Origin of the sequence: Flavobacterium sp. T12S277 (assembly GCF_048514875.1) — a bacterium.
GTDB lineage: Bacteria > Bacteroidota > Bacteroidia > Flavobacteriales > Flavobacteriaceae > Flavobacterium.
The window spans coordinates 136,316-148,876 of sequence record NZ_JBLYEG010000010.1 but is presented as its reverse complement, the minus strand read 5'-3'; the positions used below and the strand labels follow the sequence as shown (position 1 = coordinate 148,876).

At 35.6% G+C, this 12,561-nt stretch carries 12 protein-coding genes; 10 read left to right on the top strand and 2 right to left on the bottom strand.

Annotated elements, in window-relative coordinates; all coding sequences use genetic code 11:
* Positions 1 to 6: 6 nt before the first annotated feature.
* The gene (locus tag ACN1CN_RS15250; RefSeq protein ID WP_419136247.1) at positions 7 to 2,286 is read left to right on the top strand and encodes a TonB-dependent receptor plug domain-containing protein; all 2,280 of its coding nucleotides are present in this window, start codon (positions 7 to 9) and stop codon (positions 2,284 to 2,286) included.
* A 3-nt stretch (positions 2,287 to 2,289) separates the two neighbouring features.
* Positions 2,290 to 3,150: a DUF4249 domain-containing protein gene (locus ACN1CN_RS15245; protein WP_419136246.1), complete on the top strand. Its 861-nt coding sequence runs from the start codon at positions 2,290 to 2,292 to the stop codon at positions 3,148 to 3,150.
* A 42-nt stretch (positions 3,151 to 3,192) separates the two neighbouring features.
* Here the strand turns inward: ACN1CN_RS15245 and ACN1CN_RS15240 are convergent, their stop codons facing one another.
* Positions 3,193 to 4,575 carry a hypothetical protein gene (locus ACN1CN_RS15240; protein WP_419136245.1) on the bottom strand — a complete coding sequence of 461 codons (1,383 nt, stop codon included), beginning with the start codon at positions 4,573 to 4,575 and terminating at the stop codon, positions 3,193 to 3,195.
* A gap of 208 nt (positions 4,576 to 4,783) precedes the next feature.
* On the opposite strand from ACN1CN_RS15240, the gene ACN1CN_RS15235 reads away from it, so the two are divergent.
* The 7 genes from ACN1CN_RS15235 to ACN1CN_RS15205 all read left to right on the top strand — a co-directional run bounded on the left by ACN1CN_RS15235 (position 4,784) and on the right by ACN1CN_RS15205 (position 10,985).
* Positions 4,784 to 5,548 (top strand): alpha/beta fold hydrolase, encoded by a 765-nt coding sequence (locus ACN1CN_RS15235; protein ID WP_419136244.1) that lies wholly within the window; start codon positions 4,784 to 4,786, stop codon positions 5,546 to 5,548.
* 40 nt (positions 5,549 to 5,588) lie between these two features.
* Positions 5,589 to 6,077, top strand: coding sequence for a YdcF family protein (locus tag ACN1CN_RS15230; protein ID WP_419136243.1), 489 nt, complete (start codon positions 5,589 to 5,591; stop codon positions 6,075 to 6,077).
* 39 nt (positions 6,078 to 6,116) lie between these two features.
* Complete coding sequence (locus ACN1CN_RS15225; RefSeq protein WP_264522762.1) at positions 6,117 to 6,461, top strand: phage holin family protein; 345 nt, start codon at positions 6,117 to 6,119, stop codon at positions 6,459 to 6,461.
* Positions 6,462 to 6,579: 118 nt separating this feature from the next.
* The gene (locus ACN1CN_RS15220; RefSeq protein WP_264522763.1) at positions 6,580 to 7,902 is read left to right on the top strand and encodes a trigger factor; all 1,323 of its coding nucleotides are present in this window, start codon (positions 6,580 to 6,582) and stop codon (positions 7,900 to 7,902) included.
* A 241-nt stretch (positions 7,903 to 8,143) separates the two neighbouring features.
* Positions 8,144 to 8,818, top strand: a complete 675-nt coding sequence (gene clpP / locus ACN1CN_RS15215) for an ATP-dependent Clp endopeptidase proteolytic subunit ClpP (RefSeq protein WP_089054473.1) — start codon at positions 8,144 to 8,146, stop codon at positions 8,816 to 8,818.
* Positions 8,819 to 8,998: 180 nt separating this feature from the next.
* Positions 8,999 to 10,231: an ATP-dependent Clp protease ATP-binding subunit ClpX gene (gene clpX / locus ACN1CN_RS15210; protein ID WP_264522765.1), complete on the top strand. Its 1,233-nt coding sequence runs from the start codon at positions 8,999 to 9,001 to the stop codon at positions 10,229 to 10,231.
* Positions 10,232 to 10,475: 244 nt separating this feature from the next.
* Positions 10,476 to 10,985 (top strand): isoprenylcysteine carboxyl methyltransferase family protein, encoded by a 510-nt coding sequence (locus ACN1CN_RS15205; RefSeq protein ID WP_419136242.1) that lies wholly within the window; start codon positions 10,476 to 10,478, stop codon positions 10,983 to 10,985.
* A gap of 20 nt (positions 10,986 to 11,005) precedes the next feature.
* Here ACN1CN_RS15205 and ACN1CN_RS15200 read toward each other — a convergent pair whose 3' ends face one another.
* A complete protein-coding gene (locus tag ACN1CN_RS15200) occupies positions 11,006 to 11,971 on the bottom strand; it encodes a GlxA family transcriptional regulator (RefSeq protein WP_291285928.1) in 966 nt (321 codons plus the stop codon).
* A 169-nt stretch (positions 11,972 to 12,140) separates the two neighbouring features.
* On the opposite strand from ACN1CN_RS15200, the gene ACN1CN_RS15195 reads away from it, so the two are divergent.
* Positions 12,141 to 12,545, top strand: coding sequence for an SRPBCC domain-containing protein (locus ACN1CN_RS15195; RefSeq protein ID WP_419136241.1), 405 nt, complete (start codon positions 12,141 to 12,143; stop codon positions 12,543 to 12,545).
* The last annotated feature ends 16 nt before the right edge of the window (positions 12,546 to 12,561 follow it).

The following is a 12,561-nucleotide window of genomic DNA, read 5'->3' as shown; positions in this document are numbered from 1 at the left end:
AATCAAGTGCCAAAAACAATTACCCTCTTTTTTTTACTCTGTTTTTCCAATGTATTTGCCCAATCCAAAGCCAGCGTCATTGGGAATATAAAATCTTCTGAACATGAAAACCTCATTGGAGCAAGTGTTTCTTTAGAGACGGATCAGCAGTACTATTACGCCATATCAGATTCTATTGGTCATTTTTCACAGCAAATGCCCTTAGGGCAGGTAGAAATAGCCATTAGCCAATTGGGATATCTTAAGAAAGTTATTAAGCTTAAGGTTGTCAAAGATACCGTGCTTTCGATCGTACTCGAAAAAGATGTTGCTCATCTGAAAGAAGTTATAGTAAACAATGATAAAAAAAGTGCCATTACAACTTTATCAGGAGGCAAATTATTGTTTAATTTAAAAGAACTTTCTTCTGTTCCAACCGTTTTAGGAACCACCGATATCATAAAGCTTTTGCAGTTGACCCCCGGAGTGCAAAATTCGGGAGATGCAAACGGATATTTATATGTTCGGGGTGGAGACCCGGGGCACAATGCCATTTTATACGATGGCACTCCTGTGTATGGAATGTCTCACTTGTTGGGCATTTTTCCTTTTTACAATACCGATCATATTAAAGGTGTCGAGTTTGATAAATCAAGTTCGAATGCAAAATATGGCGGACGTTTAAGTTCAACCACACTTTTGATTCCGAATAAAAAAGTACCTTCAGAATTGGGTATTCAGGGGAATGTTGGAATTTTAGCTTCACAGCTTACCTTGACGGCTCCAATAGGTAAAAATTCGGGCTTGTACCTCTCGGGCAGGAAAACGTATATTGATGAGATTGTTGCGCCCTTACTGCGTTCCGGTTCAAAAAACAATGACGTTCAGAATATGAAATACGGTTTCTCTGACGGAAATATCACTTTTATTTCTCAGGTTTCTAAGAACAATTTACTCTCTGTAGATGCTTTTGTTAGTGGTGATGCATTAAAAATCAATGATGAAAATCTTGCTTTGCGCACAAGTTTAAAGTGGAGCAATGTTACCATTTCGCCAACCTTAGTCACAACCATTTCGCCAAAAATAAGCATGTCAAACGCCGTTTATTTTAGTAAATATTCTAATGAGCTGGATATGGAGCAGGCTACAATTGGGTTTGACGTTTCGTCCTATGTAAAAGACTTTGGATTTAATAATGTCTTTCGATATCAGATCAAAAATGTTCCTGTAGAATCTGGTCTGCAATATGTACATCATGATTTGCAGCCTCAAAAAGTCAATGTCGAAAACCTGACCGATGCCAATAGTGCTATTCAAAACAATACAATTAATGCCAATGAAGCGGCTGTTTTTACTACCATAAGACCAAAATTCACCGATCGTTTAAATGCTGAATTGGGTCTTAGGGTTAATTATTACACGTCCGGTTCCCGTGATTCCTATTTGCATTTTCAGCCCCGTGTTTTGTTGAATTATAGCTGGAACGAGAAATACTCTTTTTACGGATCTTATAACAGACAATATCAGTATCTGAGTTTGATCACAACTTCAAGTGTCGGGATTCCTACTGATTTTTGGATCGCCAGTTCCGATGGTATAAAACCGCAATTGTCGGATGAATTTTCGATTGGTTCTAATCAGAATATTTCGAAGAACTTTACGACTTCTCTCGGAGGATTCTATCGCTCGATGAAAAATTTACTCGAATACCCGTACGGGATTACTCAGTTTAATGAAACGACAACATTTAAAAACGATTTGTTAACTGGAAAAGGAAAAGCATACGGACTAGAAGTAATGCTGCGCAAAAGCAATGGGAAGTTTACAGGCTGGCTGAGTTATACGTTAAGTTGGTCCGATCGAAATTTTGAGGAATTGAATAATGGGAAAACATATTTTGCCAAATACGACAGACGCCATAATTTGTCGATCGTCGGAATGTATGAGCTGAATGCCAAATGGAATTTTGGAGTAACACAGTTATTTGGTTCCGGGAACCGATTTACAATGCCTACTTCCTGGTATTTCATCAACAATAATCCCGTTAAAGAATATTCGGGCTACAACAATGCGCAGATGCCCAATTATATCCGGACAGACCTTTCGGTGAATTACTTTTTCCTGAAAACCAATAAAAAAGAAAGTGCGCTGAATTTTTCAATTTACAATACCTTCAATATCGAAAATCCGATTTATATGGTTTTGGATGTTAAGGTGAATAAAGATAAAAACAGTGTAATTGTAAAACAGGAAGAAAAGGTTTTGTATCGCATATTGCCTTCTGTAAGTTGGAGATTTAAATTTTAAAAGATGAAAAAATATATACTGTTTCTTGTAGTTTTGGTCGTGACAAGTTGTTCGAAAGACGATTTTAGTACGCAAAGTGCCGAATCTAAAATTGTAGTAGAGGGCTGGATTGAGGAAGGCGATTATGCTCAGGTTTTATTGTCGAGGAGTATTCCGGTTACCGAAATGATTGATTCTACCAATGTTTTAAATCATGTGATCCGATCAGCCAAAATTACAGTTTCTGACGGTCAGACGTCGGAGGTCTTAAAGGTTAAAAATGATAAAGACAGAGTGCCTCCGTTTGTGTATTATGGGACAACCTTAAAAGGAGAAGCAGGAAAAGAATATTCGTTAAAAATTGAATTCCTGAATCGGATTGTGGAAGCGACAACCAAAATTCCAAAAACCGTAGCGATAAAAAGTGCTGAGTACGTAAAGAAAACGGATTCCGATACAACGGGTTATGTTTTTGTGAAATTTGACGATCCGGTAAACGAAAAGAACTATTATCAGATTGCGACAAGAATAGAAGGGAAGGAGTCTATTTTTGTGCCTTCGTTTTATGGTAATTTAGACGATAAGAACTTTAGTACAGCCGCAGTATCCGTACAAATTAACAGAGGAGTTTTACTCTTTCCTAAAACTAAGTTTACGCCTTATTTTACAGACGGAGATTTAATTCATGTAAAATTGAGAACTCAAAATAAAGAAGCGCTGGATTTTTGGAACAGCTGGCAAAACGAAATCGTAAACAGCAGAAACCCTATTTATCCGGCAAACACTAGTTTAAAATCAAACATAAAAGGCGGTATAGGTATTTGGGCAGGATATGGTCAGAGTACTTTGATTGTTAAGACTCCGGAAAAAAGAAAGCCGTTTTGAAAATGTTTTCAAAACGGCTTTAAGGTTATCTTTTAAAAGCAATTATCTTTGGAATGCTTTTACGAAATTCTCGAATTTAGTTTCAAGTGCTCCAAAACCTTCTGAGAAATAAGTGCTCATTTCTACCTCAGTGTTGTCACTGAATTTCAGGTAATAGATTTCTTCCATGTAAGGTTGTGAGAATGATTCCCCTTGATTTGTACCCCATGACCAGTATTTGTCTTTCTCATTCCAAACTGGCAGGTTAAAAGTATGTTTACCTCTCGCTTCTGAATGTTGGATAATATCAGCTATTTTAGTTCCGTCTTTCTTAGAAACTAAGATCAATTTTATGTTTTTGTTGAAAAGAGCGACCAAGCCTTCAGAGTATTTTTTCTCGTATGCGTTTAAAGCAGTGTAATAGGCTTTGTAGTCATTTTTAGGGTTGGTGTTGTCAGTTATATAAGCAGGACGGATTATGCTTTTGTCTAATGCAATATCATCAGCTGCTTCAGTAGCTAAATCCATATTAGCAACAATAATAAAATTGTCCATTAACTTAATTAAACCATTTGCTTTTCCTCTGTACTGAACCAGTTCGCTATTTTCAAGTAAACCATCAATGTTTGCTGTACTTCCGGCGTTGAAATCAACTAATGTTTTTCCGTTAAAAGTAAAAGCTGCTTTTGAAGTACTTTCAAGTGCTTTTTTACCACTCATTTCCCAGGCATACCCATCATTTAAAGTCATCTTGTAGGCAAAATCGTCTGGAATTTCTTTTTTGTTAGAATACTTTGCAGTTTGTGTAAAAGTAGCTGCCGGAGCATTATCAATTGTTAAGGTAGCATCTGCAGTTGTTGGTAAAAAGAAATAGTCATATACAGATGGACTTTGAGTGTATTGCTGTTTTACAGGGTCATACTTCCAGCTTCCATAAGTATCGATGCTTTTTACTTTGATATCAGATGAAGTGCTTTTAGCAGAGAATACTGCATTGTTTGCTGTTTGTGACGCTTTTGCAGGGAAAACAAACTTTAATTCTGTAGTAGAAGCTGTTTTAACCCAGATTTTTGCAGTATTGTCCCAGGTATAAATACCGTAAACACCAGAAACATTTAAAATATCTTCTACTGCATTATCATTTTTTCCATTAAAAATATCAATCTTTCTAAGGCCTAATAATCTGCCTAAGTTTTGTATTGCTTCAATAGCGCCAGAACTTTTTGATTTGTCTAACTGAACCAGCATCTCATTAGCTTCAGCTTCTAATTTTACTTTTTGTTCCGCCGGAGTTAGTTTTGAATAAGGCTGTTTTACAAGATTTGCAATTTGTTCTGCCAGAGTCTGATTTTGTTCAGTTGGAGTTTCTTCTTTGAGTTCGTCACTAGAACATGAAACCATAAGTTGAGAAGCAACTAACGATAGTAAAAATAATTTTTTAATCATGGTTGAGGTTTAAATTAAATAAATTGAATCAAAAATTCACTTTGATTTTTAGAGCCGCAAGTTACGTTTAGTATTTGTGCTTTCTTTACGGGAAGCCGTAAGGCAGGGAACTTTTTTCTACTAAAATAGCCGTATGAAGCCTAATTAGTTTAAAGGTGGATCCCTAAACTTTTTTTACCTTTGTGAGCAGTTTTTAAAACCACAATAAATGTTATACTCAAAAATAGAAGGGGAAGGAAAACCTTTAGTCATCATGCACGGATTTTTAGGAATGTCTGATAACTGGAAAACACTAGCAGGACAATATGTCGATGCCGGTTTTCAGGTTCATCTTTTAGATTTAAGAAATCACGGCCGCAGTTTTCATTCAGATGAATGGTCTTATGAGGCGATGGTACAGGATGTGTTTGAATATTGTCAGGCCAATCAGTTGAATAAAATAGATCTTTTGGGACATTCAATGGGAGGGAAAGTAGCCATGCTTTTTGCGACTACCTATCCTGAAATCCTTGATAAGTTAATTGTAGCCGATATTGGTCCGAGATTTTACAAACAACACCATCAGGATATTTTGGCAGGTTTAAATGCCGTTGATTTTTCGGTAAAACCAAGCCGAAATGATGTTGAGGCAATCGTTGCACAATACGTTCCTGATTTTGGTACCCGACAATTTTTGCTGAAAAATTTATACTGGGCTGAACCAGGGCAGTTGGCTTTTAGATTCAATCTGGCTGTTTTTAATGACAATCTGGATGCTATCGGAAAACCACTGGCTGAAGGTCTGGTTTTCGATAAAGATACCTTATTTATTAGAGGAGGAGATTCAGGTTATATTGCAGATTCAGATTTTGACGCCATACGCGGGCATTTTCCAAAGGCGAAATTCGAAACCATTCCCAATGCCGGACACTGGCTGCATGCCGAAAATCCAAAATTGTTTTTTGAACTGACCGCTACCTTTTTAAAAGAGTAAGCTTTGATTTTAGACTGTAAATGCTATTCTGTTTAAAAAGATGAAAGTTATAATTGTATTAGGATCACCAAACTCAGACAATGGAGACTTGGGGGAAATTGCTTTAGACCGTTTAAATTATTGTCTGGATATTTTTATCCCTAAAGAGCATTGTATTATTTGTACAGGTGGTTTTGGCGAACATTTTAATAAGGCGTTGCTTCCGCATGCCGATTATGCCATGAAACATTTACGAAACAACGGACTTTGTCCGGAAAATTTTTTAGAGACCGCATTGTCGGCTAATACAGTTGAAGATGCTGTGTTGTCCAAAAAAATAATCTTAAAGCATCATTTAAATTCAGTTGTTGTCATTACTTCCGATTATCATGTGGAAAGGGTAAAGCTTATTTTTGATGAAATTTTAGGATTTGATGGTATAGAATACGCCGGAGTAGTACACGACATGTCTGATGAGGAAAAAGAGAAATTGCTGGCTCACGAAAAAAAAGCGATCAGCGGAATTTTAACTAAAGGTTTATATTATTAAATTTTAGTACTTTTAAATAAAATTTTAAATCAAAAAAATATGAAACTATTACTTAGACTCCTTGTTACTGCAGGCTTGGTTTTGTTAATCGCAAATTTCTTACCGGGTGTACATGTGGCAAGTTTTACGACAGCAATAATTGTTGCGGTTGTTTTAGGGTTGTTAAATCTGTTTATAAAACCAATATTAGTCATCCTGACATTGCCTGTGACACTTATTACTTTAGGTTTGTTTTTACTGGTGATTAATGCGATCATTATTTTACTATGTACCAATATTGTCGGAGGATTTGCGGTCGATTCATTCTGGACAGCCTTGTTCTTTAGTGTCATCTTGTCTATCCTTCAGTCTATTACCTACAAAATAGTAGGAGACGAGAATTAAAACAAATTGAGAGAGCGTGATTAAAACGTATTCAAATACAATAGATTAAAAACTTGGTTGGGTTGCAAAAATTTTATAATTTTGCGACCCAATTTTATTATGTAAATTAAAGAAGAAAATGGATATTAAAAGAGTAGCAACAGACGCTGTGAACGAAACCATCGTAATGACAGTTGTTCACATGGATTATAAAGGTCAGGTAGCAAAAAGAATAAACGAAAAAATGCCATTGGCTACTGTAAAAGGTTTTAGAAAAGGACAGGTTCCTAAAGACCTTGTTGAAAAACAATATGGAAAAGCAATTAAGCAGGAAGAAGTTAAAAAAGTAGTTGATTTGGCTTTAGAGCGTTTTGTTCAATCTGAAAGATTAAATCTTTTAGGAACTCCACTTGCCAAAGAAAATGAAAACTTTGACTGGGATGCTGAAGAATTAACATTTGAATACGAAATTGGTTTAGTGCCAAACTTCGAAATTGATTTAGAAGCTAAAAACAATATCGTAAAATACATCGTAACTGCTGACGATAAATTAATCGACGGTCAGGTAGAGCGTATCCAAAAACAATTCGGAAAAGCAATTCCACAAGAAGCGGTAGTGGCTGATTCAGATTTGACAGGAACTTTCTCTAACGAAGAAAAAGGAATCAACAATACCACTACAATTGCTTTATCTACATTCAACAAAGCTACTGCTGATAAATTCATCGGTAAAAAAGTAGGTGATGTTGTAGCAGTAAGCACAAAAGGTTTATTCGAAGATGATCACCAATTAATGGATTACTTAAAAGTAGCTCATGATGATGTTCACGGTTTAGATATCGAAGTAAACTTTACTATCGAGGCAATCAACGGAGCTGAATTGGCTGAATTGAACCAAGAGTTATTTGATAAACTTTTTGGTGAAGGGAAAGTAGCTTCTTTAGAAGATTTGAAAGCTAAAATTAAAGAAGATGCTGAAGCTCAATTCGCACAACAGGCAGACCAAAAATTATTGTTAGACGTTCAGGAATTCCTGATCGAAAGCACAAAATTTGATTTACCGGCTGAATTCCTTAAAAAATGGTTACAAACTGTTGGAGAGAAAAAACTTTCTGCAGAAGAAGCTGAGGTTGAATATGCAAGATCTGAAAAAGGATTACGTTTTCAATTGATCGAAGGAAAAGCTATGGCTCAAAGCAATATCCAAATTACATTTGAAGATTTGAAAGCTTTTACAACAAACGCAATCAGACAGCAAATGGCTCAATTTGGACAAACAAATCCAACTGACGAAGAAGTTCAGGGAATTGTTGCAAGAGTATTATCTAACCAGGAAGAAGTGAAAAGACTTTCTGAGCAGGTAGTAGCTGAAAAATTATTGGAAGTGTTCAAAGAAAAAGCAAATCCAACAACAAAAGAAGTAACTTACGAAGAATTTATTGCCGCTTCATACGGAGAATAATTTCTAAAAAATAAGTATATTTGAGCGTCAGGAGTTTTTTCTGACGCTCTTTTTTTTGTTTCAAGTTTTTTTGTTTCAGGTTTCAAGTTTTCGTTGGAACGAACGGTAAACAACCTGAAACTTGAAACCTGAAACAAAAAAAAGTAAGACAAATTGGCATCCTTTATAAAAAGGTATGAACTTTGTCTTATCCGATTAAGTCACTTTCTGACTTTAGATTTTCAAACTTTAAACTAAAAATATGAACTACGGTAAAGAATTCAAAAAATTTGCTACAAAGCACCAGGGAGTAAACGCAATGTACTATGATAAAATCATAGCTGCAATGAATCCAACTAATATGACTCCATACATTATTGAAGAACGTCAGTTGAATATTTCTCAATTAGATGTTTTCTCGAGATTAATGATGGACAGAATTATCTTTTTAGGAACAGGTATCGACGATCAGATCGCGAATATCGTTCAGGCACAATTATTATTTTTAGAAAGTGCTGATGCTTCAAAAGACATCCAAATTTATCTAAATTCTCCTGGAGGAAGTGTTTATGCAGGATTAGGAATTTATGACACCATGCAGTATATCAAACCAGACGTAGCGACAATTTGTACCGGTATGGCAGCCTCTATGGGAGCTGTTTTATTATGTGCAGGAGCAGCAGGAAAACGTTCGGCTTTACCACATTCAAGAGTAATGATTCACCAGCCATCAGGAGGAGCTCAGGGAGTTGCAACAGATATGGAAATCAACTTACGCGAAATGTTGAAACTGAAAGATGAATTGTATAATATTATCTCTCAGCATTCAGGACAAACTTTTGACAAAGTACATAAAGACAGTGAGCGTGATTACTGGATGATTGCTGACGAAGCGAAAGAATACGGAATGATTGATGAAGTATTAAGAAGAGGATAATTTTTTAAAGGTTCAAAGTGGCAAAGTTATTAAGGTTATAAGATTAACTTGAAACTTGAAACCTGAAACAAAATTACACCTGAAACAAAAAATAAAAAGTTAAGAGGTTGCTAAGTTTTTAAGGTTTTAGTGATAAATCTTAGAAACTTAGTAACTTTGCAGCTTAGTAACTAAGAAAGAATGGCTAAAGTAGTATTAGAATGTTCGTTTTGTGGAAGAAAAAAGCCAGAAACCAATTTATTGATTGCAGGTATTAATGCACATATCTGTGATAAGTGTATCGAACAGGCACATGGAATTGTATTAGAAGAATTAAAATCAAGCGGAAGCGCAAAACTTGTTGGGGATTTAATTTTAAAGAAACCAAAAGAAATCAGAGCCTTCTTAGATCAATATGTTATTGGTCAGGATCAGACAAAAAAAGTAATGTCGGTTGCTGTTTACAATCACTACAAGCGTTTAATGCAACAGCAATTAGACGATGAAGTAGAGATTGAAAAAAGTAACATCATCATGGTGGGACAAACCGGAACAGGAAAAACATTAGTAGCCAAAACGATTGCTAAAATGTTAGATGTTCCTTTGGCTATCGTTGATGCGACCGTACTTACAGAAGCAGGTTATGTAGGAGAAGATGTCGAAAGTATTTTGACACGTTTGCTGCAAGCTGCCGACTATGATGTAACCAAAGCCGAAAGAGGAATCGTTTTTATTGATGAGATCGATAAAATTGCCCGTAAGAGTGATAATCCATCCATTACCCGTGACGTTTCTGGTGAAGGAGTGCAGCAGGCTTTACTAAAATTATTAGAAGGAACAGTGGTTAACGTACCGCCAAAAGGAGGACGTAAACACCCGGACCAGAAATTTGTGGAAGTAAACACCCAAAACATCCTGTTCATTGCAGGAGGTGCTTTTGATGGTGTCGAACGCATTATCTCTAAACGTCTGAACCGTCAGGCTGTTGGATATTCGACTTCTAAAAATGTAGACAATATCGATAAAGACAATTTATTGCAATACATCATTCCAAAAGACATTAAAGATTTTGGTTTGATTCCTGAAATTATTGGACGTTTACCAGTTTTAACGCATATGGATCCTTTAGATAAAGAGACCTTGCGTGCAATTTTGACACAGCCTAAAAATGCTCTGGTAAAACAATATCAAAAATTATTCTTAATGGATGATGTTGAGTTCACCATTACAGATGAAGCATTAGATTTTATTGTAGACAAAGCATTAGAGTACAAATTAGGTGCACGTGGATTGCGTTCGTTATGCGAAGCAATTTTAACCGATGCCATGTACGAATTGCCAAGTTCAGACGATAAAATCTTAAGTATCGATAAAGATTATGCAAAACATACTTTAAATAAAAATCTATTGAAACGTATGGAAATCGCTTCATAAGTTTCTAAAATTAGATTAAAACAGTTTATTAAAACCTGCTCGTTAATTCGGGCAGGTTTTTTTATTCAGTAAAATATTTTTTTAGTTTAGTTTTTTAAGTTTTTTCTTATATTTGAAAAAAATGTGTTGTTGTGAGAAGGAGCTAGCCAGGGTAATTGGCGATTATGTTAATTACGAGTTATAATTGAGAACTATTTGATTGACACCGTCCTAAAAACACCATTTTAATTAAACATAACAAATTATGAATAAAGTATTAATTGTCTTAATAGCATTCTTTACAGTGCGGATTATATCACTTGCCATATCACTTGCAAATGAGAAAAGACTAAAAGCTGAGGGAGCAACACAATTTGGAAAACTAAATTCTTTTTTTCTATCCGTAACACATTTTCTTTTTTATGTATGCTCCTTTTATGAAGCCTATACCCAGAAAATAATGTTCAACAGATATAGTGAATACGGACTTTGTCTCATGATCTTTGGCTATACAATGCTTTTTTATATTATCTATCAGTTAAGGGAGATATGGACTGTAAAAATATATATTGCTCCCAATCACAAAATAGTCCGATCATTTTTGTTTCGAACGATACGACACCCAAATTACTTTTTAAATATCATTCCCGAACTTGTGGGAGTCGGATTATTGTGTAATGCATGGAAGACATTAACATACCTTTTCCCTGTGTATCTGATACTTTTAGTGATTCGGATTATTCAGGAAGAAGAGGCGATGAAAAGCATAAAGTAACCCATCATTTCCGGGGCATTTTACTGCACCCTAAACTTCTCTCTGTACTCAATAGGTTTCATGCCCACCATTTTGTAAAATACTTTTCTAAAAGCTTTAGGGTCATTATAGCCCGTTTTTTCAATAATTTCAGAAATCGAAAGCTGGGTTTGTTCCAGATATTTTTTAGAACTTTCCACTCTTATATTTTGCAAATACTCGATTGGCGGGATACCTGTAACTTGCTTGAACCGCCTTGTCATGTTGCGGGCACTTGTGGGAATGTCTTTGGTAATCTCTTCCAGTTTTTCGATCGTGTGGTATTGGCTTTCTATTTTTTGTTGCAGCATCGCAACTAAGGTGTCATTGTGCAAATGATTCGGTCTAAAGGTGCTGAAATAGCTTTGTTTGTATCGGTTTAAATCAATCGAGAAAATCTTCGCAATTTGAACTGCAATTTCATTTCCACAGTATTTCTGAACCAAAAGAATCAGTAAGTGAAAAGTTGAGGTCGAGCCTCCGCTGGTATACAAACTACCGTCTGCGGTTAAAGTTTCCTCGGGTTTTAATTTCACCAACGGAAATGCTTTGGTAAAAGCGCTGCAGGCATCAACATGTGTTGTGGCTAACTTTTCGTTAAGCAAACCCGAAGCGGCAAATAAAAAGGCACCGGTACAAAAACTCGCCAGTTCGGCTCCGGACTGATGGTGTTTTTTCAGCCAGGGGATGAAATTTTTGTTCTTTGCAATCATCTCACTCATATTATCAGTGGTAAAAGCGGGGATCAAAATAAGTTCAAGAATGGTATCCGAATCTTCAATCGGATTAACCTTATACCCAAACAACTGTCCTTCATTGATCTGTTCAGCCGATTGAAATACCATAATTTCAAAAGGTTTTTCGTTTTCTTTAGAGAGTTTATTGGCGGTTTCAAAAACTTCTAAAATGGCCGCTATACTTAGTAATTTATAGTCGTGCGGAACAATTAATCCTACTTTCTTAGTCATGATAATATAGGTTTTTGGAAAAATGAATGTTTACAAAAGTAAGTATTTTGTCTTAAATGCCCCTAAAATTGACTTTTAATGTAACCTAAAGCTAATCCTAAAAAATTAAATTTGCTTTAAATAATTTGTAATTTTATAAAGAAAGATCTTTTATTTTAATAAATAAACCATGATAACAGTACAAAATACCATTAACGCACCCGTAAGCAAAGTCTGGGAGTTCTGGACAGCACCCGAACACATCACAAAATGGAGTTTTGGTTCTCTGGACTGGTCTACACCTTATGTCGAAAATGATTTGAAGGTTGGAGGTAAATTCAAATATACGATGGCTGCCAAAGACGGAACTGCGACTTTTGATTATGAAGGAGTTTACACCGGGGTAGAAACCTTTTTGGTAATAGCGTATCAACTAGCTGACAACAGAATCGGAAGTGTTCATTTTGAAGAAAATGGTGAAAAAGTAATTCTTACAGAAAAATTTCAACCTGAAACAGAAAATTCTGAAAGCATGCAAAGGCAATGGTGTCAGGCCGTGATTGACTGTTTTAAAGACTATGTTGAAAATAATTAAATAAAAAACGGAACAA